The organism is Nocardia arizonensis, from assembly GCF_001310275.1.
Classification (GTDB): Bacteria; Actinomycetota; Actinomycetes; order Mycobacteriales; family Mycobacteriaceae; genus Nocardia; species Nocardia arizonensis.
In genome coordinates, this window is the sequence record NZ_LGYZ01000051.1 from 23,823 (window position 1) to 48,040 (window position 24,218).

General features: G+C 68.5%; 21 protein-coding genes and 1 pseudogene. 14 read left to right on the forward strand and 8 right to left on the reverse strand.

All coding sequences use genetic code 11. From position 1 onward, the window contains the following. Positions 1 to 5 precede the first annotated feature (5 nt). From APZ21_RS09560 to APZ21_RS09580, 5 genes are all read right to left on the reverse strand, one after another. On the reverse strand, positions 6 to 1,727 hold the full coding sequence (locus APZ21_RS09560; protein ID WP_054812901.1) for an urease subunit alpha: 1,722 nt from the start codon (positions 1,725 to 1,727) through the stop codon (positions 6 to 8). Between the two features lie 62 nt (positions 1,728 to 1,789). Next, positions 1,790 to 2,101, reverse strand: coding sequence for an urease subunit beta (locus tag APZ21_RS09565; protein ID WP_054812902.1), 312 nt, complete (start codon positions 2,099 to 2,101; stop codon positions 1,790 to 1,792). Between the two features lie 8 nt (positions 2,102 to 2,109). Continuing rightward, positions 2,110 to 2,412, reverse strand: coding sequence for an urease subunit gamma (locus tag APZ21_RS09570; protein ID WP_054812903.1), 303 nt, complete (start codon positions 2,410 to 2,412; stop codon positions 2,110 to 2,112). A gap of 77 nt (positions 2,413 to 2,489) precedes the next feature. Beyond that, positions 2,490 to 2,894 carry a PaaI family thioesterase gene (locus tag APZ21_RS09575; protein WP_054812904.1) on the reverse strand — a complete coding sequence of 135 codons (405 nt, stop codon included), beginning with the start codon at positions 2,892 to 2,894 and terminating at the stop codon, positions 2,490 to 2,492. 193 nt (positions 2,895 to 3,087) lie between these two features. Next, positions 3,088 to 3,795: a hypothetical protein gene (locus APZ21_RS09580; RefSeq protein WP_054812905.1), complete on the reverse strand. Its 708-nt coding sequence runs from the start codon at positions 3,793 to 3,795 to the stop codon at positions 3,088 to 3,090. A 109-nt stretch (positions 3,796 to 3,904) separates the two neighbouring features. On the opposite strand from APZ21_RS09580, the gene APZ21_RS09585 reads away from it, so the two are divergent. The 13 genes and pseudogenes from APZ21_RS09585 (at position 3,905) to APZ21_RS09645 (ending at position 19,072) form a co-directional block, all read left to right on the forward strand. Next, positions 3,905 to 4,951, forward strand: coding sequence for a FecCD family ABC transporter permease (locus APZ21_RS09585; RefSeq protein WP_082392962.1), 1,047 nt, complete (start codon positions 3,905 to 3,907; stop codon positions 4,949 to 4,951). A gap of 55 nt (positions 4,952 to 5,006) precedes the next feature. Then, positions 5,007 to 6,119: a FecCD family ABC transporter permease gene (locus tag APZ21_RS09590; protein WP_054812906.1), complete on the forward strand. Its 1,113-nt coding sequence runs from the start codon at positions 5,007 to 5,009 to the stop codon at positions 6,117 to 6,119. Continuing rightward, on the forward strand, positions 6,116 to 6,967 hold the full coding sequence (locus APZ21_RS09595) for an ABC transporter ATP-binding protein (protein ID WP_054812907.1): 852 nt from the start codon (positions 6,116 to 6,118) through the stop codon (positions 6,965 to 6,967). Before APZ21_RS09590 ends, APZ21_RS09595 begins: the two co-directional genes overlap by 4 nt. A 77-nt stretch (positions 6,968 to 7,044) precedes the next feature. After that, positions 7,045 to 7,422 carry a BlaI/MecI/CopY family transcriptional regulator gene (locus APZ21_RS09600; protein WP_054812908.1) on the forward strand — a complete coding sequence of 126 codons (378 nt, stop codon included), beginning with the start codon at positions 7,045 to 7,047 and terminating at the stop codon, positions 7,420 to 7,422. A 65-nt stretch (positions 7,423 to 7,487) separates the two neighbouring features. Then, positions 7,488 to 8,426, forward strand: a complete 939-nt coding sequence (locus APZ21_RS09605; protein ID WP_054812909.1) for a M56 family metallopeptidase — start codon at positions 7,488 to 7,490, stop codon at positions 8,424 to 8,426. Positions 8,427 to 8,536: 110 nt separating this feature from the next. Continuing rightward, a pseudogene (locus APZ21_RS09610) lies at positions 8,537 to 9,934 on the forward strand (DEAD/DEAH box helicase); the annotation flags it as partial. Between the two features lie 683 nt (positions 9,935 to 10,617). Then, positions 10,618 to 12,054, forward strand: coding sequence for a GuaB1 family IMP dehydrogenase-related protein (locus APZ21_RS09615; protein WP_054812911.1), 1,437 nt, complete (start codon positions 10,618 to 10,620; stop codon positions 12,052 to 12,054). A gap of 269 nt (positions 12,055 to 12,323) precedes the next feature. Continuing rightward, the gene (locus tag APZ21_RS09620; protein WP_054812940.1) at positions 12,324 to 13,757 is read left to right on the forward strand and encodes a hemolysin family protein; all 1,434 of its coding nucleotides are present in this window, start codon (positions 12,324 to 12,326) and stop codon (positions 13,755 to 13,757) included. Continuing rightward, complete coding sequence (locus tag APZ21_RS09625; protein WP_054812912.1) at positions 13,750 to 14,814, forward strand: hemolysin family protein; 1,065 nt, start codon at positions 13,750 to 13,752, stop codon at positions 14,812 to 14,814. The genes APZ21_RS09620 and APZ21_RS09625 overlap by 8 nt, the downstream gene beginning before the upstream one ends. Positions 14,815 to 14,845: 31 nt before the next feature. Then, positions 14,846 to 15,721 carry a hypothetical protein gene (locus APZ21_RS09630; protein ID WP_054812941.1) on the forward strand — a complete coding sequence of 292 codons (876 nt, stop codon included), beginning with the start codon at positions 14,846 to 14,848 and terminating at the stop codon, positions 15,719 to 15,721. A gap of 318 nt (positions 15,722 to 16,039) precedes the next feature. Next, entirely contained in the window at positions 16,040 to 17,614 is a 1,575-nt protein-coding gene (locus APZ21_RS09635) for an LVIVD repeat-containing protein (protein WP_054812913.1), read from the forward strand. Position 17,615: 1 nt separating this feature from the next. Next, positions 17,616 to 18,251, forward strand: a complete 636-nt coding sequence (locus APZ21_RS09640; protein ID WP_054812914.1) for a DUF305 domain-containing protein — start codon at positions 17,616 to 17,618, stop codon at positions 18,249 to 18,251. Between the two features lie 92 nt (positions 18,252 to 18,343). Beyond that, entirely contained in the window at positions 18,344 to 19,072 is a 729-nt protein-coding gene (locus APZ21_RS09645) for a hypothetical protein (protein WP_054812942.1), read from the forward strand. Between the two features lie 36 nt (positions 19,073 to 19,108). Here APZ21_RS09645 and APZ21_RS09650 read toward each other — a convergent pair whose 3' ends face one another. Together APZ21_RS09650 and APZ21_RS09655 are read right to left on the reverse strand one after the other, a co-directional pair. Beyond that, a complete protein-coding gene (locus APZ21_RS09650) occupies positions 19,109 to 19,675 on the reverse strand; it encodes a hypothetical protein (RefSeq protein WP_054812915.1) in 567 nt (188 codons plus the stop codon). Positions 19,676 to 20,317: 642 nt separating this feature from the next. Then, the gene (locus APZ21_RS09655; RefSeq protein WP_054812916.1) at positions 20,318 to 20,923 is read right to left on the reverse strand and encodes a dihydrofolate reductase family protein; all 606 of its coding nucleotides are present in this window, start codon (positions 20,921 to 20,923) and stop codon (positions 20,318 to 20,320) included. A 24-nt stretch (positions 20,924 to 20,947) separates the two neighbouring features. On the opposite strand from APZ21_RS09655, the gene APZ21_RS09660 reads away from it, so the two are divergent. Then, positions 20,948 to 21,712 (forward strand): Uma2 family endonuclease, encoded by a 765-nt coding sequence (locus APZ21_RS09660; RefSeq protein WP_239476562.1) that lies wholly within the window; start codon positions 20,948 to 20,950, stop codon positions 21,710 to 21,712. Between the two features lie 484 nt (positions 21,713 to 22,196). Here the strand turns inward: APZ21_RS09660 and APZ21_RS09665 are convergent, their stop codons facing one another. Further along, positions 22,197 to 23,531, reverse strand: coding sequence for a tyrosine-type recombinase/integrase (locus tag APZ21_RS09665; protein WP_162240325.1), 1,335 nt, complete (start codon positions 23,529 to 23,531; stop codon positions 22,197 to 22,199). Positions 23,532 to 24,218 lie beyond the last annotated feature (687 nt).

Below are 24,218 nucleotides of genomic sequence, written 5' to 3' on the forward strand. Positions count from 1 at the left end.
CCCCGTCAGAACAGGAAATATCGTTGTGCCATCGGCAGTTCGGTGGCGGGCTGTTCGGTCCAGACCTCGCCGTCGACGCGAACGGTGAAGGTATCGGGATCCACCTCGATGCGCGGCATGGCGTCATTGTTCGGCATATCCGACTTGGTGAGGCCGCGCACGTTCCGCACCGGCACCAGTTCTCGTCGCACGGCCAGGCGATCGGCGAGGCCGTCGGCGACGGCGTGTTCGGAGACGAAGTGCACCGAGGTCGCCGCCGCGGCGGGGGCCGCGGCGCCGAACATGGGGCGGGGCAGCACGGGCTGGGGCGTGGGGATCGAGGCGTTGGCATCGCCCATGGCGGCCCAGGCGATCATGCCGCCCTTGAGCACCGCGTGCGGGCGGACACCGAAGAACGCGGGCTCCCACAGGACGAGATCGGCGAGTTTACCGACCTCCACCGAACCGATCTCCCGGTCGAGTCCGTGCGCGACGGCCGGGCAGATGGTGTACTTCGCGACATAGCGGCGCGCGCGCAGATTGTCCGCGGCGCCGTCACCGGGCAGCGCGCCGCGGCGGCGCTTCATGACGTGGGCGGTCTGCCAGGTGCGCATGACGACCTCGCCGATGCGTCCCATGGCCTGGGAGTCGCTGCCGATCATGGAGATAGCGCCCAGATCGTGCAGCAGATCCTCGGCGGCGATGGTGGAGGGTCGGATGCGGCTCTCCGCGAAGGCAAGGTCCTCGGGAATCGAGGCGCTGAGATGGTGGCACACCATGAGCATGTCCAGGTGCTCGTCGAGGGTGTTGACGGTGTGCGGGCGGGTCGGATTGGTGGAACTGGGCAGCACGTTCGGGTGGGCGGCGACGGTGATGATGTCGGGGGCGTGTCCGCCGCCCGCGCCCTCGGTGTGATAGGCGTGGATGCCGCGTCCAGCGATGGCCGCGAGGGTGTCCTCGACGAATCCGGCCTCGTTGAGGGTGTCGGAGTGCAGCGCCACCTGGACCCCCGATGCGTCGGCGACCCGCAGGCAGGCGTCGATGGCGGCGGGGGTCGATCCCCAGTCCTCGTGGAGTTTGAAACCCGAAGCGCCGGAGCGCAACTGCTCCCACATGGCCGCTTCGCTGACGGTGTTGCCCTTGCCGAGCAGCGCGATGTTCAACGGCCAGTGATCGGTGGCCTCGAGCATGCGGGCCAGATGCCAGGCACCGGGGGTGACCGTGGTGGCCTTGGAGCCCTCGGCCGGGCCGGTGCCGCCGCCGACGAGGGTGGTGATGCCGCCGCCGAGCGCCTCGTCCATGAGCTGCGGGCAGATGAAATGGACGTGGCAGTCGACGGCGCCCGCGGTGAGGATGCGGCCGTTGCCCGCGATGACCTCGGTGGAGGGGCCGACCACCAGATCCGCGTGTACGCCGGACATGGTGTCGGGGTTGCCCGCCTTGCCGATGCCACAGATGCGGCCGTCGCGAATGCCGAGATCGGCTTTGACGATTCCCCAGTGGTCGAGGATCACCACGCCGGTGATGACGGTGTCGGGCGCGCCCTGCGCGCGGGTGGCGCGGGACTGGCCCATCGATTCGCGCAGCACCTTGCCGCCGCCGAAGACGGCCTCCTCGCCCGCGAGTCCCGGTCCGCCGCTGCGATCCTCGGTGATCTCGATGAGCAGATCGGTGTCGGCCAACCGGATACGATCGCCGGTGGTCGGCCCGAACAGCTCCGCGTAGCGGGCCCGACTCAGTTCACTCATGACCTACCTCCCGAGATGCCGTGCGGCGCACCGGCATCGACCGTGCGGTGCGTAGCATCGCCCTATGCATCGAGCCGACCGGGCGGTGTCAGGCTGATCCCGTGGACTTCCCGGGAGCCGCCGAGCGGAACCAGCGAAACCCGCTGCGCCAGCCCGGGTTCGAAGCGCACCGCGGTGCCCGCGGGTATGTCGAGCCGGTGCCCGTGCGCGGCGGCGCGGTCGAATTCGAGTGCGGCATTGGCCTGCGCGAAGTGCACGTGGCTGCCGACCTGCACCGGCCGGTCACCGGTGTTGACGACCTCGAGTTCGAGCCGCGGCGCGCCCGCGTTCAACGCCACGACGCCCTCGGCGCACAGGTATTCTCCCGGGATCACGTGCGCGCCTAGCCGATCGGGTGATGGACGGTGACCAGTTTGGTGCCGTCCGGGAAGGTGGCCTCGACCTGGACGTCGTGGATCATCTCCGGCACGCCCTCCATCACATCCGCACGGGTGAGGACGGCGCGACCCGAGGACATGAGTTCGGCGACCGAACGGCCGTCGCGCGCGCCCTCGAGGACATGGTCGGTGATGAGCGCGATCGCCTCGGGATGGTTGAGTTTGAGCCCACGCGCCTGCCTGCGACGGGCCAGTTCGGCCGCGTAACTCAGCAGCAGCCGCTCCTGCTCGTGCGGCGACAGTCGCATGCGGGCTCCTCACCGGATTCGGACGACACGGGTGACGGACATTCTGGCACGCCGGTTCGGGTGATGCGGCGCGAGCGTCAGCCGCGCGCGGTCAGATTCTGCAACCGCACCTGTCCGCGGGCGACCTGGCGCTGCTGTTCGTCGGTGATCACGACCTGCCACAGTTGCTGGGTGCGGCCGCGATGCACCGGGGTGGCCTCGGCGTAGAGGGTGCCGTCGCTGACGGCGCGCAGGAAGTCGGTGTTGTTGTTGACGCCGACCACGGTGCCCTTGTCGCCGAGCCAGACCGCGCCAGCGATGCTGGAGAGTGTTTCGATGACGGTGCAGTACACCCCGCCGTTGACGATGCCCATCGGCTGATGCAGATGCGGTTTGACGATCCACTCCCCGCGCACGCGGTCGGGGGTGACCTCGGTGTAGCGCAGCCCGATCAGATCGGCGAAGGTTCCCTCGGCGGCGGCGGTCATCTGCTCGGGTGTCATGCCGGCCAGAGACCGGGCGGACGAAGGCTCCTGTTGTGTCATGCGTCCACCTTGACATGCCGTGATCACGGCATCCGCGCAGGGATGGCTCCGATCGCCGACGATACCCGAACGACGAAGCGGCGGATCGCGGGTCACCGCAGCCCTCGGGACTCACGCCCGATCCGAACGCCGACATCAATATAGGTCAGGCTTACCTAACTAGGCAACTTCGCCGTACCGGTAGGCCGCGCTCCTCGAGCGCGAGCAGCAGACCCTGCCCGTGCCGCGCCCCCACCAGGGCGTCGGTGCGCGCCAGATCCGGCACGTAGGTCGCGGCGCCACCGATGGATTCGCCCACCAGCGACCAGAATCGGCGCGGACCGAGCCCGGCGCAGCGACCGAGTCCGTGCTGGACGAGCGAGAGCGAGGCCCCACAGCGGTGCGCGAGCCACAGGTACATCGCACGCTCGCACGGCAGCACCACGACACCGGGATCACCGACCCGGCGATCGCCGGCGACCACTCGGATCGTGGTGTCGGACAGCCCCGCCCAGTCGATGCCGCCGTCGTTGTCGTTGCGCACCCACAGGTTCTCCAGTCCGGGATCCCAGGCCGAGCCCTCGGCCACCAGCAGCGCCGTGACCCGTCCGATCACCGCGTGGATGAGCGCGGTGGCGACCACCTCGGCGGCGGTGTCGGCGCTGATCATCTCCGCGGCGTGACGCCGGAACATGAGCTCGATCCGCCCCTCGCGCAATCCCTCCGAGAGTTTCCACCACCGGCGTTTGCCCTGATCGGCCATGGCGGCGACGGCGTAGACGCGCGGATGCTCCGGTTGCAGTCCGCGCAGCCGGGTACAGGCATGACCGAAGACCGCCGGGGTGTGGCGGGGCGTGCAGGTCGTCATGGGCTCGCGCATCGAACCTCCTCGAGGTCGGCTCCGTCGTAGAGTCGGATTCGAAAGATAGGTTAGGCTTACCAGACCCAGTAACCTCGGCACCACCATCGGGCAGGAGTAACTCGTCGCCGTGACACCCCTCGGTTCCGTCAGGCGACGTCGCCTTGTCGGACTTCTGACACTCACCGCCCTCTTGGCCGCCGCGGTGATCGCGAGTATCGCCGTCGGTACCCGATCCTTGGCTCCGACCACGGTTTTCGACGCGCTGCACTCCGCGTTCGCCTGCCCCGACGGGCCGTTCACCTGCCCCGCCGAATCCACGGCCGCCGAGATCGTCCGCGGGCTGCGCCTGCCCCGAACGGCGCTGGCGCTGGTGTGCGGTATCGCACTCGGCGCGACCGGCGCGCTGATCCAGGGCTACACCCGCAATCCGCTCTCCGACGCCGGGCTGCTCGGGTTGAACGCGGGCGCGGCCTTCCTCGCCGCACTCGGCATGTACCTGTTCGGCCTGACCGCGCCGGAGCAGTACATCTGGTTCGCCTTCCTCGGCGCGCTGGTGGCGGGTGTCGTGGTCTTCGGCGCGGCGGCCGTCGGCGGCGGCAAGGCGGGCCCGCTGAGCCTGGTGCTGGCGGGCGCGGCGGTCACGGTCTTCCTCCAGGCCATGACCAATGCCGTGGTCACGCTGGACAACTCGGCGCTGGACACCTACCGCTTCTGGGTGGTCGGCACCGTCGCCGGACGCGATGCCGAGGTCTTCTGGCAGGTGCTGCCATTCCTGGTGATCGGCATGCTCACCGCCCTCGCCGCCGCGCCCGGCCTGAACCTGCTCAGCCTCGGCGACGACGTCGCGCGCGGTCTGGGGGTGAACATCGCGCGCAGCCGCGCGATCGGCCTGGCCGCGATCGTGTTGCTGTGCGGCGCGGCGACCGCGGCCGTCGGCCCCATCGCCTTCCTCGGTCTGGTGGCCCCGCACCTCGCGCGCGTGTTCACCGGACCCGACTACCGTTGGCTCGTCCCGTATTCGGGCCTGTTCGGCGCGCTGTTGCTGATGACCGCCGATATCGTCGGGCGCGTGGTGGCCCGGCCGGACGAACTCCAGGTCGGCGTGATGCTCGCGGCGCTCGGCGCGCCGGTCTTCATCGCCTTCGTACGCCGCCGGAAGCTGGTGAGCCTGTGATCACGCATGCGGAAACCGCTCGCGCACCGCATCTTCGAGCCGGTGCGGTGACCCGATGAACACGACCCTGCGATCCGGCGCGCAGGATTCCGGCCGCGCCCTGCGCACCGTCCGTCCCGCCCTGCGGATCGGACCGTTCTCGACCGTGCTGCGCCCGCGCGTGGTGCTCGTCGCGGCGGTGCTCGCGGTCTTGGTCTTCGGCCTGTTCTGCCTCGATGTCGCCACCGGCGAGACGCGTATCCCGCTGGACCGGGTGCTCGACGTGCTCTCGGGCGGCGGATCGCGCGCGCAGCGCTACATCATCTGGGAGTCCAGGATGCCGCGCGCCCTCACCGCGGTGGTGGTCGGTGCGTGCCTCGGCCTCGCGGGCGCGATCACCCAGTCGATCCTGCGCAATCCGCTGGCCGGTCCCGACATGCTCGGCATCACCTCCGGTGCGGGTCTCGGCGCGGTACTCGCGCTCACCGGCATCGGGAACACCGGCCTCGCGGCCACGGTCGGCGCGCCGGTCGCGGCGCTGGTCGGCGGTCTCGCCACCGCGCTCGCGGTCTACGTGCTGGCCTGGGGCCGCAGCGCGACCGGCGAATCCGGCGCCACCGGAATGCGATTGGTGCTGATCGGCATCGGCGTCAACGCGCTGATGCTGGCAGGCATCAGCTGGACACTGACCCGAGGCACCCTCGAGGACGCCGCCCGCGCGCAGCTGTGGATCAACGGTTCGCTCAACGCCGCCGACCGCAAGACCCTCGTCCCGGCGGCGATCGCGCTCGCCGCGGCACTGGTGATCACCACAGTCTCCGCGCGCACCCTCGCCGCGCTGCGCCTCGGGCCGGAGAGCGTGCGGGTACTGGGCGTGCGGGTGCAGACCCAGCAGGCGATCCTGCTCGGCACGGCGGTGGTCGTGGCCTCGGTCGCCACCGCCGCGGTGGGACCGGTCGGCTTCGTGGCATTGGCCGCACCGCAGATCGCGCGCATGGTGTTCCGCACCCCCGGCGAACCCGTCCTGGGCTCGGCGCTGTTCGGCGCGGCCCTGGTGGTCGGCGCGGACGTGGCCTCGCGCACCCTGCTCCCCGTCGACCTGCCGGTGGGCATCGTGACCGCGGCATTCGGCGGACCGTTCCTGCTGTACCTGCTCGTGCGTATGAACCGGAAGGCCACCCTGTCATGACCACCGCACCCGAATCCGACCGACACCGGCTCGCGGCCGAGGCCATCACGGTCGGCTACGGCGACCGCGTCGTCATCGACGGTCTGACACTCGAGATCGGCCAGGGCATCGTGACCACCGTCATCGGGCCCAACGGCTGCGGCAAGTCGACCCTGTTGCGCGCGCTCGGCCGATTGTCGCGCCCCGCGCGCGGCCGTGTCGTACTCGACGGCAAGGCGATCTCATCGATGAAGACCAAGGACGTGGCGCGGGTGATCGGCATGCTGCCGCAGACCCCCGTCGCCCCGGAGGGTCTCACGGTCGCCGATCTGGTCGCGCGGGGTCGTCATCCGCACCAGTCCTGGATCCGGCAGTGGTCGGCCGCCGACGAGGCCGAGGTCATGAGCGCGCTGGAACAGACCGGCATCGCCGATCTGGCGGGCCGACCCCTGGACGAGCTGTCCGGCGGCCAACGCCAGCGCGCGTGGATCTCGATGGCGCTGGCACAGGGCACCGACATCCTGCTGCTCGACGAGCCGACGACCTATCTGGATCTGGCGCATTCCATCGATGTGCTGGACCTGGTGGACCGGCTGCACGACGAGATGGGCCGCACGGTGGTCATGGTGCTGCACGATCTGAATCTGGCGATCCGCTACAGCGATCGGTTGCTCGTGATGCACGCCGGTCGCATCGTCGCCCAGGGCGCCCCGGCCGACATCATCGACGCCGACCTGTTGCGCGAGGTCTTCGGACTCGCCGCCTCGGTGCTCGAGGACCCGGTGTCGGGGCGGCCCATGATCGTGCCGATCGGCACCCGGCACGTGCGCGGGTCGGCCCGCGCGCCACGCCCGGTGTGCGAGGTATGACCAATACCACACAGTTACCAGACAGTTACGACAAGATGTAGTACGCCTTTGCGTCGTTGAGTCTCTAAACTTGTGGGATGGCAGGACTTGGTGAACTCGAGAAGGCGGTCATGGACCAGCTGTGGTCCAGCGATGAACCGCAGACGGTCCGGCAGGTGCACGAGGCATTGGCCGCCCGCCGTGAGCTCGCGTACACCACGGTGATGACAGTGCTACAACGACTCGCGAAGAAGAATCTGGTGGTCCAGCGGCGTGACGACCGCGCCCACCGGTACGCCCCCGTGCACACTCGCGACGAATTGGTCGCGGGTCTCATGGTGGACGCGCTGCAACAAGCCGACGAGGCGGGCAGTCGAGCCGCCGCGCTGGTCCACTTCGTCGAACAGGTCGGCCCCGACGAGGCCGATGCCCTGCGTGAGGCACTCGCTAAGCTCGAATCATCCGAAGGTTCCTGATACCTTCGGCGCGACGCCCACAAGGCCGTGGGCGTCTTGGCCCCACAACGCAGTGAGCTGAGTCGATGAACGCAACCGCGCCGGTCTTCGCCGGTCTCGCATTGCTTCTCGCGGGGCCTGCTCCAGCGCTGTTGAGCCGCGCGAAATGGCCCTACCGCACACCGCGCGCGGCGTTGGTCCTGTGGCAGGCGATCGCGCTCGCCGCCGTGCTCAGCGCCTTCGGCTCCGGCCTGGCGATCGCGGCGGAACTGTTGGTCCCCGGCCCCGACGGCCGTCCGACCACCTCGCCCACCCGGGAGATCGACGCGCTCGGCCTGCCGCTGTGGCTGGCCTACGTATTCGTCTTCGCGCTCACCCTGCTCGTCGGCGGGCGGCTGATCTTCTCGATCGTGCGCGTCGGGGTGCACACCCGCCGCAGACGCGCCCGCCACCGCATGCTGGTGGACCTGCTCGACCAGAGCGGCCCGCATCGGCGCGCCGCCGATATCCGGGTGCTGGCCGCCACCGAGCCCATCGCCTACTGTCTGCCGGGTCTGCGACGGCGCGTGGTGATCAGCGAGGGCACGCTGCGGAGTCTCGACGATGCCGAGGTCACGGCCATCGTCAGCCATGAGCGCTCGCATCTGCGCGCCCGCCACGATCTGGTGCTCGAGGCGTTCACCGCCGTGCACGAGGCATTCCCGCGCCTGGTGCGCAGCCGGGCCGCGCTCGGATCGGTGAAGCTGCTCATCGAACTGCTCGCCGACGACTCCGCTGTCAAGGTCACCGGTCCCGCACCGCTGGCCCGCGCGCTGGTGGCCTGCGCCAAGTCCACCGCGCCGCAGGGCGCCCTGGCCGCGGGCGGCCCCACCACGCTCATCCGCATCCAGCGGCTCGGCGACCGGATGGGTGATCTGCGGGTCGCGACCGCCGCCTATCTCGGGTCCATCGCCATCCTGGTGGTACCCACCCTCGCGGTCGCGGTACCCTGGCTGGTCGAACTCAGCAGACTGTTCCACGGCTGATCTCTCGACGTCATCGTCCCGACACGAGTGCCCTTCGGCGCATCGTGCGGTGGGCCCGGTCCACCGATACCGATCGGCGCCCATGCTCGCGCCACACAGAAAGGCACCCGTTGACCTCATCGCCCCCTGCCGCCGTGACCTTCGCGGACCTGGGTCTACCCGTCGCGCTCGTGCAGGCGCTGCGCCGCAACGGCATCGAGGCCCCGTTCCCGATCCAGGCCGCGACCGTGCCCGACGCCCTCGCGGGCAAGGACGTGCTGGGGCGGGGGCCGACCGGGTCGGGCAAGACACTCGCCTTCGGACTCCCCATGCTCGCGAGCCTGGCCAATGCCGCCGCGCGGCCGGGCCGCCCGCGCGGTCTGGTGCTGGTGCCGACCCGCGAACTGGCCGCCCAGATCGAGCGCGCGCTGGACGAGGCCGCGCTCGCCCTCGGACTGCGGATCGCCTCCGTGGTCGGCGGCGCCCCGATCAAACGGCAGGCCGACCGGCTCGCCCGCGGCGTGGATCTGCTCATCGCCACCCCCGGCAGACTCGAGGATCTCATCGCCCAGGGGTCGGCGAACCTGTCCGAGGTGCGCATCACCGCGCTGGACGAGGCCGACCACATGGCCGACATGGGCTTCCTGCCGCAGGTGGTCAAACTCCTGGATCGCACGCCCGGAGACGGTCAGCGCCTGCTGTTCTCGGCCACCCTCGACGGTGAGGTCGACAAACTCGTCAAACGGTATCTCCGCTCGCCGGTCACCCATTCCACCGCGCCGCCGTCGGCCTCGGTCGCGACCATGTCGCACCATCTGCTGTTCGTGCGCGACAAGGTCGTCAAGCGCGCCGTGGTCGCCGAGATCGCCGCGCGCGACGGCCTGACCATCATGTTCGTGCGCACCAAGCACGGCGCCGACCGGCTCGCCAAACAGTTGCGCGCGGTCGGTGTCGCCGCGGGCGCGCTGCACGGCGGCAAGGCCCAGAACAATCGCACCCGCACCCTCGCGGCCTTCGCCGATGGCGCCACCCCGGTCCTGGTGACCACCGATGTCGCCGCCCGCGGCATCCACGTCGACGGCATCTCATTGGTCGTCCACGTCGATCCGCCCGCCGAGTCCAAGGCGTATCTGCACCGGGCGGGCCGCACCGCGCGCGCGGGCGAGGACGGGGTCGTGGTCACCCTGGTCACCGCCGAAGAACGCGCCGAGGTGGAGAAGATGACCCGCAAGGCGGGTGTTGACATCGTCGGCGTCGAGGTCGGGCCCGGCGATCACGAGCTCAGCGAGATCACCGGATCGCGCACCCCGCCCGGTCGTCCCGTCCCGGCCGAACCCGTGCAGTCCACCGCGCGCGACACGGCAGCCGCGGATCGGCCGCGCCGGTCGGCCGCGCGGCAGTCGGAGGCCGTCGGTTCGCGAGCGGGCGGCCGGTCGCGCGCGTCGTCGGCGGGCACCGCACGGGGCGCGGCCTCGAACCGCGGGTCGCGGGCCATGGCGGGTGACCAGGGCGCACGGACCCGAACGGCATCCGGCACGGCGTCGACGAGCGGCGCCGAGGGATCGCCCGCGAGCCGCCGGACGCGGCGGACCGCCAATGCCCCCGACGCGCGGCAGACGCCGGATACCCGCGGCGGCCGAGGCGCACCCGTCCAGCGCGGTGACTCCCCGGGGCGCGAGAGCGGTGCGCGCTCCGCCGCGGGTCGCCCGGACAGGCCGGGTGGCCGCAAGGCCGGTTCCTCCGCCCCGACCGTGCGCGCCGACGGTTCGGCCGCCCCCGCGAGCCGGTCCGCCAAGGCCGCGACCGGCCGGGCCGCGGGCAAGCCCGCCGTCGCGGCCGCGGGCAGGCAGGCGCGATCCGACACGCCTGGGCAATCCCGCAGACGCGCCGGTCGTCCGCAGGGTTCGCCATCTCACGGCAATCGCCGGGCCAACTGACCCGGGTACGGCGCGCCGTCTCGGCGACTCGACCGAGGGCAATTCCACCGCGCCGCTGCGCGATTGGCTCGTCCCGCCGAACCGCTCGCCGCGGCGCTCTTCGGCACGACCGTGCCCGACGAACGGCTACGTACCGGGGCGCTCGGCGCGGTCGTGCGCCCGCATCGCTGATCGTCCTGTGCGCCAGCACGATTCGGCTCTCCTGTGGGCAGGCGCGGGGATCGGAACCCCCGAAGTCCGCGCGACGGGGCGACCGTCCGGTTAGTATCGGTCAAGTGCGCTTTCTCCCGGGACATCAGCCGCCGTACGATCTGACCTACGACGACGTCTTCCTCGTGCCCAACCGGACCGATGTCGCCTCGCGGTTCGACGTGGATCTGTCCACCGCCGACGGGTCCGGCACCACCATTCCCATCGTCGTCGCGAATATGACCGCGGTCGCGGGTCGCCGGATGGCCGAGACCGTCGCCCGCCGCGGCGGCATCGTGGTGCTGCCGCAGGATCTGCCGATCAGCGCGGCCACGGCCACCATCGGATTCGTCAAGAGCCGTTCGCTGACCGCCGACACCCCGGTCACCCTCGAGCCGGATCATTCGGTGTCGGAGGCGGTCGCGCTCATGCACAAGCGCGCGCACGGCGCGGTGATCGTCACCGAACGGGGTCGTGCCGTCGGTGTGGTCACCGAATCGGCCTGCGCCGACGTCGACCGCTTCGCCCGGCTGCGCGATGTCGCCGTCGGCGATTTCGTGCACGCGCCGGTCGCCACCTCACCGCGCGACATCTTCGACCTGCTGGACGCCGCACACGCCGACCTTGCGGTGCTGACGTCGGCCGACGGCACGCTCGCGGGCGTCATGACCCGCACCGGCGCCGTTCGCGCCGGCATCTACGAGCCCAATGTGGACGACCGGCGGCAGTTGCGGGTCGCCGCGGCGGTCGGGATCAACGGCGACGTGGCCGCCAAGGCCAAGGCCCTGGTGGACGCGGGCGCGGATCTGCTTGTCATCGACACCGCGCACGGCCACCAGGCCAAGATGCTCGAGGCGCTGCGCGCGGTGTCGGACCTCGGGCTCGGCGTGCCGCTGGCGGCGGGCAACGTGGTCTCCGCGCAGGGTACCCGCGAACTCGCCGAAGCGGGCGCCACCATCGTGAAGGTCGGCGTCGGACCCGGCGCCATGTGCACCACGCGCATGATGACCGGCGTCGGCCGTCCCCAGTTCTCGGCGGTTGCCGAATGCGCTACCGCGGCAAAGGAACTCGGACTCGGCACCTGGGCCGACGGCGGTGTGCGGCATCCACGTGACGTGGCATTGGCGCTGGCCGCGGGCGCGTCCAACGTCATGATCGGCTCCTGGTTCGCGGGAACCTACGAATCCCCCGGCGACCTGCGCGTGGACCGCGACGGCAACGCGTACAAGGAGAGCTTCGGCATGGCCTCCAAGCGCGCCGTCGCCGCCCGCACCGCCGCCGACAGCGGATTCGACCGCGCCCGCAAGGCGCTGTTCGAGGAGGGCATCTCGAGTTCGCGCATGCGCCTCGACCCGGAGCGTCCGGGTGTCGAGGATCTCATCGACCACATCTGCTCGGGCGTGCGCAGCGCCTGCACCTACGCGGGCGCCCGCACATTGCGCGAATTCCACGACAAGGCGGTGCTCGGCGTACAGTCCGCGGCGGGCTTCGCCGAGGGACGACCGCTGCCCGGCGGTTGGTGACCGCGACACGCGTCGGAGGACCGGCCACCGGCCGAGGCGTCCCCATGCCTCGGCCGGTAGCATGGGGGTTGCCGGTCGCCGCCGGCCGGAAAACTCCCGCATGCCGAAAGGAACAAGTTGTCACCCGCGTCCGAGGGCGCCGTACAGGAGGGCTCCTCTACCGAGCCGGGTGACAAACCCGGCGCCCTCCTTCCCGCAGCGGTCCCATCCGAACCAGTCGCACGACCCCGCCTATCGCCTCCGATCGCCTTCGGCGGGCGGTGTTGATCGTGTCCGTTCTCCTGACCGTGCTCAGCCTGATCGGCTTCGTCGCCCTCACCGCGGGCACCGCGCTGTTCGTCGCCGCCGAGTTCTCACTCACCGCACTCGAGCGCAGCACCGTCGAGGCACACGCCCGCGAGGGCGACGCACCGGCCCGCATGGTGCGCCAGGCGCATCGGACCCTGTCGTTCCAATTGTCCGGCGCCCAACTCGGCATCACCATCACCACCCTGATCACCGGTTATATCGCCGAACCCGTCCTGGCCCGGCTCATCGCGCCGCTGCTGGACGGCATCGGCCTGAGCCGCGGCGCCGCCGACGGCATCTCGCTGGCGCTGGCCCTGATCGTGGCCACCTCGCTGTCGATGATCTACGGCGAGCTGGTGCCCAAGAACATCGCCATCGCCAAACCGCTGGCGACCGCGCGCGTCACGGCCGGTCCGATGATCGCCTTCTCGGTGGTGTTCAAGTGGATGATTCGTTTCCTCAACGGCACCGCGAACTGGATGGTGCGCCGATTCGGTGTCGAACCGGCCGAGGAACTGCGTTCGGCGCGCTCCCCGCAGGAGCTGGGATCGCTGGTGCGCACCTCCGCGCTGCGCGGCGCCCTCGATCAGCGCACCGCACTGGTCATGGATCGGTCGCTACAGTTCGGTGAGCGCAGCGCCGAGGAACTCATGACACCGCGGGTCAAGATCGAATCGCTGGACAAGTCCGACACCATCGCCGATCTCATCGCCGCGGCGAGCAGTACCGGCTACTCCCGTTTCCCGGTCATCGACGGCGATCTGGACAACACCCTCGGCGTGGTGCACGTCAAACAGGCGTTCACCCATCCGGCCGCGGACCGGCGCACGGTCACCGTGCAGTCGCTGGCGCGTCCGGTGCCGGTGGTGCCCGCCAGTCTCGACGGTGACGAGGTGCTGGAACGGGTCCGCGCCGACGGTATGCAGATCGCGGTGGTCGTCGACGAATACGGCGGCACCGCGGGCATCGTCACCATGGAGGATCTGATCGAGGAGATCCTCGGCGACGTGCGCGACGAGCACGACGAGGAGGAGCGCGACGTCCGGCGCGTCGCCGACGGCTGGGACTGTTCGGGTCTGCTGCGCGTCGACGAGGTCTCGCGCGCCACCGGATACGACGCGCCCGAGGGCGAATACGAGACACTCGGCGGTCTCGTGCTGACCCGCCTCGGCCGCATCCCCGAACCCGGCGATGAAGTGGTGCTGCCGGAATCGCCCGCACACCAACACAATTCGTTCGATACCGAGGGCGGCGGCTGGATCGCCCGGGTCGAGCGCATGGACGGTCGGCGCATCGACCGGGTGCGCCTGATTCCCGTCGACGCGCCGACGCTGCACGCCCGCACCGCGCACGAAGGCACCGGAAGCGGCGCGCGACCGGGCACGGCGAACCATTCGGAGCACAGTCATGGGTGATCTGTTCGGCGTCGCGCTCACCGTCGTACTGCTCGCGGGCAACGCCTTCTTCGTCGGCGCGGAATTCGCGCTCATCTCCGCCCGCCGCGACCGCCTCGAGGCGCTCGCCGCGCAGGGCAAGCGCAATGCCACCACGGTGATCAGGGCCGGGGAGAACCTGTCGATGATGCTGGCGGCCGCCCAGCTCGGCATCACGATCTGCTCGATCCTGCTCGGCCGGGTCGGTGAACCGGCGATGGCACATCTGCTCGAGGTCCCGTTCGACCTACTCGGCGTGCCCGAGCAGCTGCTGCATCCGGCGGCCTTCGCCGTGGCGTTGACCATCGTGGTGATCCTGCACATCCTGCTCGGCGAGATGATCCCGAAGAACATCGCGCTGGCGGGCCCGGAACGTACCGCGCTGCTGCTGGTCCCGATTCACCTGATGTGGTTGCGGCTGGCCCGCCCGCTCATCGCGCTCTACAACCTGGCCGCGAATCTGACGCTGCGGATGCTGCGAATCGAACCCAAGGACGAGTTGGAGGCGACGGTGTCGAGTGTCGAATTGGCCGAGATGATCGGCGAATCCCGTTCCGAGGGTCTGCTGGACGAAGAGGAGCACCGCCGCCTGACCCAGGCGCTGACCAGCTCCGATCGCACGGTCGGCGATGTCATGGTGGATCTTGCCAGCACCCACTCGGTGCCGCTGCGCGGCGGCGGCACAACCCTCGGCGAAATCGAGACCGCGGTATCGGAGACCGGATTCTCGCGGTTCCCGGTGCAGGCGGACGACGGTTCCCTCGTCGGCTACCTGCACGTCAAGGATGTGCTCGACAAGGTCGCCGACGAGAATGCCGGCCCGAACACCCCCATTCCCCGCACCGATATCCGGCCGCTGCCCACGGTCAGTTCGGGTGCGACGCTGTACGAGGCGCTGGCCCGGCTGCGCCGCACCAGCAGCCATCTGGGACGCGTGGTGGACAGCCGCGGCAACACCATCGGCATCGTCGCGCTCGAGGACCTCGTGGAGGAATTCGTCGGCACCGTCCGCGATGTCACCCATCGGGGCGCGGAATGAGCCGAATACCGAGGTGAGCGTCGTGGAGGTGATGTCGTCGACCCGGTGGCGGGCGCGGGCGCGGGCCCACGCCGACCGGGTCGACGACCTCGTCGGACCGTATCTCGAACGCAGGGCGGCCGGTGCGGCACATCCGGTGATCGATTTCCTGTTCACCTATTACGGGAACAAACCCGCGCAATTGCGCCGCTGGCATCCGGGTTTCGGGATCGCCTTGGCCGACGCGCCCGAATACGAGGGCGCGCGCGGATACGCGCGGATACCGGACGCCCGCGGACGCGATCTGGTCACCGCCGATCCCGACCATCTCGCCCGCCGCCGCGACACCGTGGAATTCGTCGCGAACCTATTGCGCGCCACCGCCTCCCGACCCACACAGCTGTCCTGTTTCGGCCTGCACGAATGGGCGATGGTGTACCGCACCGACGATATCCGCCACGAGACGGTGCCACTGCGGCTGACCCGCGCGCAGACCGACGCGGTGGTGGAGTCGATGCCGTTGCGCTGCACCCATTTCGACGCTTACCGCTTCTTCACCCCGGAAGCGTTGGGCCGCAACATCATTGCGCTCACCCGGGTCGATCAGCTCGCCCACGAACAGCCCGGTTGTCTGCATGCCACCATGGACCTCTACAAATGGGGTTTCAAACTGGTGCCGCTCCTCTCCTCCGACCTGCTTCTGGAGTGCTTCGAACTCGCCTACGCGGCACGTGAGCTCGATATGCGGGCCAGTCCCTACGATCTGTCGGACTTCGGTTACGAGCCGGTCAGGGTGGAGACGCCCGGCGGCCGTGCCGACTACGTCCGCCGCCAGTCCGAAATCGCCGAGCAGGGGGCGGCGCTTCGAGCCCGCGTCCTGCGCGCCTGCCGCGCACTGTTGGCCGAACAAGTATCCCGGGATGGCTGAGGCGTTTCAGCGCAGACCGCCGCAGCGGTAGCTCCGCTCCGGGCGGGTCTCCCGTATCCACGTCCTCGCCATCCGCGTCGCCATCCGCGTCGCCATTCGCGCTCACGCGGTCGGCGAGCACCCGAAAATTCGCCTCGGGAAAGCGAAGACGCGGTCGATGCCCGCAATGGTGGCCCGGGTGCGCATATTTCGACCCGATCGGACGATTTCGAGGAATCCCGCCACGCGGTTACCCACCGGTATTAGCATTCAGTCAGAAGTTCAGCTGTCCCAGTCAGCAGTTCGCCTGCCGACACCGAAGTTCGAGGTACCGCAACGATGCGCGCACTCACGACATTGCGCCACGCCCGACCGCTCGCTCTGCTCACGGCGGGTCTCATCACCGCCATGATGCTTCCGAACAGCGCATCGGCCGATCTGCAATCCGATATCGGCACCGCCGTACAGGAGTTCCTCGACGTGGGGCGCACCTCCGTGCCGCGCGCAGACTGCGGACCCGGCTCGCTGCCGGAGACCGGGCTCCAGGGCGATGTGCCCGCCGCGGACCGGGACAGTGGCCGCAGCACCGAGGGCTACCGGTGCAATATGTCCATGATCGGCAATTTCGCCGGTCGCGGCGCGGGCATCACCTCGACCAGTTTCGAGCACTGCGCCTATATGGGCACCCTCTTTCCCGGCGACCTCATCGGCGAGGGCCGCGGCGTGCAGGTGCTCGACGTCTCCGATCCGGCGAATCCGCGTCCGACCGCGACCTTGACCGAACCCGCCATGCTGGCGGGCACCTGGGAGAGCCTCAAGGTCCATCCCGACCGCAAACTGCTCGTCGGCACGGGTGTCCCGGTGGGTACCGGCATCGGCTACCTGTCGGTCTACGACGTCTCCGATTGCGCGCATCCGCGCCTACTGAATCCGGGACCGGGCACCAACCTGGCCATGCCGCTGCCGATCACGACCCACGAGGGCGGCTTCTCCCCCGACGGCAACACCTATTGGGCGTCAGGACTCACGCCGGGTCTGGTGAGTGCGGTCGACCTCTCGAATCCGGCCGTGCCCCGGGTGATCTGGCAGGGACTCACCGGAATCGAATCGCACGGCATGGGTTTCAGCCCGGACGGCACCCGCATGTACATCTCGGCGCTCAGCGGGTTCACCGTGCTCGATGTGGGCGCGGTGCAGCGGCGCGAGCCCGCGCCGCAGGTCCGGCATCTCGGCCGCGTGTTCTGGAGCGACGGTCAGGCCACCCAGCACAGCGTCGCGGTGACCTACGACGGATCGCCCTATCTGTTCACCGTGGACGAAGGCGGTTCGGGTGGGGTCAAACTCATCGACGTCTCCGACGACACCGCCCCGAAGGTGGTGTCCAAGATCAAGCTCGAGATCAATCTGCCGCAGAATCTGGACGCCAATATCGGCTCCTCCATGGGCGGTTCGATCTTCGCCTACGAATCCCACTACTGCGCCGCCGACCGTCGCGACGATCCCACCGCGCTTGCCTGCGGCTGGATCTCCTCCGGTATCCGGGTCTTCGATGTGCGCGATCCCGCGAACATCAGGGAGATCGCGTATTTCAATCCGCCCGCGCGCACTGGACAGAATCCGGAACTGTGGAATTCGCCGCACGCGCTGGCCTCCATCATCGGTGTGCCCGCGCTCAGCGCGATTCCGGCCGCCCGCGCGATCCTCGAGGGCCAGTTCGACCCGTGGCAGGCGCTGACCTCGCGCACTCCGCGCGTGGCCTTCGGCGACATCTCCACCGACTGGTGCTTGTCCCCGCCGGAATGGCGCGGCGACCAGCTCTATGTGACCTGTTCCGACAATGGTTTCATGGTGCTGCAACTCGACAACGACGTCTACACGCCGCCGCCGGACCAGCGTTCCACCGTGGGGTCCTGATATGGTCGCCCCGCGCCGCGGCGCCCCGCTCGCCGTGGCCGCCGCCGTCGTCCTCGCCCTCACCCTCGTGGTGCTCGGCGCGGCCATGCGCCCCGTCGTGCTGCCCGAAAAGCACACCGAGACAACGATTCTCACCGCGATCGAGATCGGTTTCGCCCAGGACATGACCGCCCATCACCAACAGGCCCTGCTCATGACCCAGCGCTTGGCCCCCGACGCCGACCCGGCGGTGCGCCGACTGGCCCAGCAGGTCTCCGATACCCAGCGCACCGAGATCGGCACTATGCTCGGCTGGCTCCGCCTCGCCGACGCCGCCCCCATGTCCGCTCGCCCGATGGCCTGGATGGACACCGAAACCCACACCGCACACCACCGAGCGACCCCTGCCGACACCACGATGCCCGGCATGGCGACGACCGCCGAACTCGACACCCTGGCCGCCGCCACCGGCCGCGATGCCGCGTTGCAGTTCCTGCGCCTCATGATCCGCCACCACGAGGGCGGCGTGAGCATGGCCGCCGCGGCCGACACCATGCTGGCCTCCGGCGCCGTCAAAGAGGCCGCCCGCGCCATGCTCCGCAGCCAGACCCAGGAAATCGGCATCATGAGCATCATGCTCACCCAACTCGGCGGGTGACCCCGACCTCGCTTTCGGCCGTCGGCACTCGGTGGAAGGCGGGTCAGTATTGTCGACTCGTCGGACAAGCGGGTGGAGAGGTGCGCGTGATCATGGAGCGAGTCGGTGGGCTGAGGATTCCGGCTCACGTGCACGGGTATCCGCGGGTCGCGTTCGGAGGGTATGTCGCGGGCCTGCTCGCCGCCCGGGCCGGGGCGGACGCGGAACTGCGCGTCGATTTCCGACGGCCCGTTCCGGTGGAGGCTCCACTGATGCTCACCACCACCGATTCCGGCGGGCACGCGCTCACCGATCCCGACGGTGCGATCCTCGCGGAATCGTCCAAGGCCGCGGTGACCATCGGCCACCCGAGCGCCCCGTCCTGGGAGCAGGTGGTCGCCCGCACCGAGGCCGTACTCGACGACCGCCGGGTCACCGACTGTTACGGCTGCGGTTCGGCCTGCGCCCCCGGCCGTGGTCTGCGCCTGTTCCCGGCCGTCCTCGACGATATGATCGTGGCCGCGTGGACCCCGGCCCCGGAACTCGGCGGCCCCGACGGCACCCTCTCGCCCGAGAACGTCTGGGCCGCACTCGACTGCCCCGGCGGCTGGGCGGGCATCGAACTGCTCGGCATGCGCTACGGCAGCGCCGTCACCGCCGCCCTCACCGGCACCAGGTACGCGCCGATCCACGCGGGCGAGCGCTATATCTCCTACGCGTGGCCGATCTCCGCCGAAGGTCGCAAATACACCGTGGGCGTCGCGATAGCCACCCCCGACGGCGCCCCCCGCGCCCTGGCCGAGGCCCTCTGGATCCAACCCCGCACGACCCCGACCCGCTAGTTTCCCGCATCCGCGACCCTGTTCCGGGAGACCTCTTCAGGAGTTGTCGACGAAGCGGTACCACGGGAGGTGATAGGGCTCGTAGCTGATTCCGCGGTCGGCGGGTGATCCGAGATAGGGCGGGGGTGTGTCGGGAAAATAGCCGTAGCCCCAGGATTTCTTCTCGTCGCCCTCGAAGTAGAACAGGCAGCCGCCGTCCTTGCGGTCGACGTAGCGAATACTGTAGACCCCGAGGCGGGCGCGGTGGCCGGGATTCACACAGTCGACCGCCTGGTCCTCGAGGATGCCGCGCGACAGTTTCCAGCCTGCCCGCTCGGGGATGTCATACCACACCAGGGCGGCCAGAACGACGATGAGCAGCGGCGCGGTGAGGGTCAATCGTATTGCGCGGTAACGGAACAGGCCGAGCAGTCCGAACAGTGCCGCGAGAACGCCGACCACGCCGAGGCATACCAGCAGCACCGCTTTGGTGGCATCGGTGCCGTGGGAGGCGAGCACCCAGATCAGGCCGAGACACAGCAGGGTCGTGACGCCGATCAGCAGCACCATCCACCACACGAACCAGTACGGGGTACGCACCCGCGCCCGACCTCCGACGCTCATGCACAAAAGATAGCGGCGGCATCGTCGGATCGCGCGAGGTAACTCCGGTCGCGCACGGGCACAACGAGATTCGTCCGATCCGATCGGCAGGACCGCGCCACCGCAAGCCGACACCGTGGCCGCGCGGAAGACGGCGTCGCCGGACGGCCCCCGCACGCGGGCGGCGCGGCGATCGCCCCGGCGTCAGAAAACGAGAAACCCCCGCCCGGAAGCGGAGGTTTCTCGCAATCGGTACAACTCAGAGCGGGGGGAATCCGGACGAACCGGTGGCCAGCCAATTCCAGAACGCGGCGGCACGGTTGGCGACCAAAGCGACAATGTCGAGGACAACACTTCCCATACTTTTCCTGACCTCCAACTATCTCCAGTGCAGCGACCAGGGTAACGGATCGGTCTCGGACCCGTGCACCTGGCGACGGTAGCCCCGCCGCACTCGGCGAGGGCTACCGTCTCATACCCATTCGCACCGGCACGCACACCGACCTTCGACGCTCAGAGGCAGTGCAGCGCCTTCCTCGTCTCGGCCGCCTTCATCGTTCCCAAGACGGACCCGGCTAGCGTGATCTCGGTCCAGCCACCGCCGATAACCTGGAATGCCGAGCTGGATGCAAGGGCGGTGGTCCGGCCGGTGGAGAGGCGACGTCACGCCGGGGCACCGAGCGGGGGGTGCTCGAGAACGCGAGGCTTGTACTCGACCAGCTGGATGCTGCCGTCGAAGGTGCGCTGCTCGATCATCTCGAGGGCAACATCCGGATAGCCGTCGTAGATACGTTCTGCGCCCGTGGCACCGGTGATGACCGGGAACATCACGACCCGGAATCGGTCGACGAGTCCGGCCCGCAGCAGGGACCGGCACAGGCTCAGGCTGCCGATCGTGGTGAGGAGCCCCGAACCACTCGATTTCATGGTGCGGACCGCCTCGATGGCGTCGTCGCGGACGAGCGTGGAGTTGGCCCACGTCAGTGGCTGCTCGAGTGAGGAGGAGAACACCACCTTGGACGCTTTTGTGAGCCCGTCGACGGACGCCTCTTCTTCTGGCCTGAACTCGTCTTGGCCATCGGGGACCTCGCCGGCGGCGAAGCCCGACATAAGGCGGTAGGTGTTCGCTCCCATCAGGTGGGTGGCCTCTGGCTGCTCGCCGAGCCATGCAAGGTACTCCGGACCCTCGAGGCCCCAGAACCCGGGCCATCCTTCTCCCGATGCGTAGCCGTCGAGGGAGGTGATGAAGTCGACGAGAAGCTCCGACATGGCGATGTCCTTTCCTAGGGTGTCATGGGCTTCGACCGCCCGGAAGCCACAAACTCATCGGCCGAGCTGTTCGGTGCTGACAAGTCTGCCTTCGGGCGATCCTGGAGCAATGCAACCACCGTCTGCCGCGTCGGGTGCCGTACGCTCGGGAAGACGAAACATCATGAGGAGCTGACCGTGACGGTATCGAATCCCGACGCGCGTCCCCGAATCACCGCCGAAGAGTTCCTGGCCACCGAGCCCGACGCCTTCAGCGCCACATTCGGCGACGTTGAGATCGTCGACGGCACCGTGATACGGCTGATGGCCCAAAGCGAGGCACACAGCCGCGTCGTTCGTCGACTGGGGGCTGCGCTGGAAGAGGCTCGCGATCCCGCCGGGCCGTGCCTGCGTATCGGATCCGATGTCGCCGTACGGTTCCCCGACGCGGACGATCGCCGAAGCGACCACCGACTCAACGTCCGCTACCCCGACATCTTCGTCCGCGATTGCGAACCGTATGACGTCAACACCGTCCGCGACCACATCGCCCTCATCGTCGAAGTCGTCTCCAAAACCACCGTCGATACCGACACCAGCGAAAAACACACCCTCTACGCGCGCACCGGGATACCCGTCTACCTGATCGTCCATTTCGACAAGAGCTGGGAAACTATCGATCGTATCGAGGAATACCGGCTCGACTGGTCCGGACTGCGCTACATGCCCCACAAAGTCCACCGCACCGCCCTCGTCCTCGACACACCGGTCACACTCGCCATCACCTTCGACGCACTCCACCGACCCTGACAACCAGCCACAGGCAGCACTCACCACAGACGGAAGCGGCGCGCGCTCACCGCAGCCCACCGGGTGGAGCGGGCCAGTCGAAACCTTCCGCTCGGTGAGGCCCGTCCCTCCGAGCAGACTGGTTCCCCGACGGGACAACCCGGCACCGTCGCCCCTGCCTGGCCCCAGCGAGTTATCGCTCGTCGTGGCCGGCGCGCGGACTCCTCGCGCCAGCCACGCTGATCTCCGGTGATAACAGAGGCCCCGCACCGGTGTTCCACGTGCGGGGCCTCGAGTCGAAAAGAGCTGTCAGAAGCTACTTTTCAATCACCGAACATCACTCACTCGCACGCGGCCTTGGCCTCGCGCCGACGGCGGTGCAGGATCGGCTCGGTGTAGCCTCGTGACTCTGTTTCCTCGCCTGACCTGCGGGTTAACATGGATTGCAGTCTCCAGTGACCGTTTTGTGGCCGTTTTCGGGTGGTCAGCACCAACCGCCTGCGTATCACCGGGCATCCGCGAGATCGACAACGTCACGAGCCTCTGGGACGTAGTGCCTAGCGGTCACGGCTGAATCCACCTCGTGTCCCAGGATCAGCCGTGCGGCCGGAAGCCCGTACTTTTCGGCTACGCGCGTCGCACGGGTGGAGCGGAGCGTCTTCACAGTCGACCACTCGAGGTCCATCCCCTTGACAATCGCCGCCCACGTCTTAGACATCTGCTCCGACCGCACCACTTGGCCGGTCCGGCTCGGGATCACCAGCCGGTGACCGGGCACCGCCGCTATCTGTCGCCGGCGCAGCATCGCCATGCAATCAGGGCCGACCTTGATCGTCCGCATGGATCGTGCGGTCTTCGTGAACGGCTGACGGTAGGCGACGCAAACAACGTCGTCGTCGTCGAAGTTCGGCCATCCACGAGGCATGACGATCTCGTCGTGAGGCAGCCGATACTGCTCGATGAGTTCCCTGAGTTGCCGCACACGCAGTTCGGTATCGATGATAGTGCCGCAAACAGTCACTTCATGCGTATCGAAGTCGATGTCAGGGAAGCGAATGGACAAAGCCTCGCTCGGGCGAGCAGCGAGCTCGTACATCAGCCTCGTGAAATCCATGTACCGCTGTTCGAACACACGGGATTGGTTGGGGCGAGGAAAGTAGTCACGCTCAGCCTCCCAGTACAAGCTGAGCTCTTGAGGGGTGAAAGGCTGCGGCTCATCGGGGAAATACGGGTTTCGTATCTTCCCAGCGCGGCGACCCAGCTGTTTGCCCCGGCTTCCCTTGTGCCCCTTCACCGAGTCGACAGGGTTGTCATCACGGAAGCCGTCGTCGACAAGCATCTGAAACGCGTTGCGCAGGATGGACTTCTGACGGGCGTTCTTGTACGAAAACCCGTTCAGCAACTCCAAATGTATGCGGATGTGGAACGGCCTCGTCTCGGCCGCCTTCATCTTTCCCAGGACCGACCCAGAGATCGTGATCTTGTCGGCTTTCCCTCGGCCCTTCGTGGCCGGTTCGATCTCGCGTCGATAATGCTTTGCGTTCTGAGGCCGCTTATGCTTGTCGTTCTCATAGGTCCGGAGCCACGCCCTGCACAGCTCCTCGACGGTCACATTTGGCGGATACGTACCAACCGATTGGGAACGCGGCTTCCATGCAGCAAGCCGCTTCTTGAGATTCGCGATGGCCTTCGGTCCGGTCTTTCCCGAGGAATGGACTTTCGATGGATCGCCGTAGGGCTCGCCAACGAGGCAATGAACCTGGTAAATCTTCCGAGCTTCGTTCCATTTGGGCTCACTGAACCTCCCGGCGGCTCCAGGGGTCAGCTCAATCTGCGACATACGATGCCACCTCTTTTTCGACTGTACCGCCGACGTCTCGCGGGCCTCCGCGTAACGGTTTGTTGAGACAACCGAGCGATAACCGCCGTCCATTCATATTCACAGTCCTTTCCAGCTCGCTCGTTCTCGACCGCACAGCGGGGCATTTCAGCAATGCGGTTCGGCAAGGAGCGTAGGAAATACCGAGGACGAGATGAAGCCCCTCGGTGGTAGCTGTGAGATTGCCCAATATCTGGTGAACTGCACCGTTATAGACCGCGGATCGTGCGCTCCTCGACAAACGCTCGCAAGGACTCCCACGGATAGAGGACTTTGCGACCAAACTTCACATAGGGGGGCCCAACGCCGAGGTGCCTGTCGTTGGCGAGCTTGCCGACGGTGGTCCGCAGGTACTCCGCCGCTTCTTTCGGCGTTGCTAACTCAGCCATGGCGAGGCCCTGCGCTGGAGCGGAAGGGCACGCACACACGTTGTGGGGCACTGGGATCTACTGCCATCGCTGCAGAACCGCGCTTTGTATGCACGCGCGAACGCGGATGTGGGGGTGCGACAGCCATTGCGACCGCAGCGGTACCCACACCATGTCTGGCAGATCGGCGACGTCGTCGTCGGTGCGGCTGGCCAGATCCGCGAATGACCACCACTCCATCCGGATCAGCGATCAAACCCACGATCGCAGCGGCTCCGTC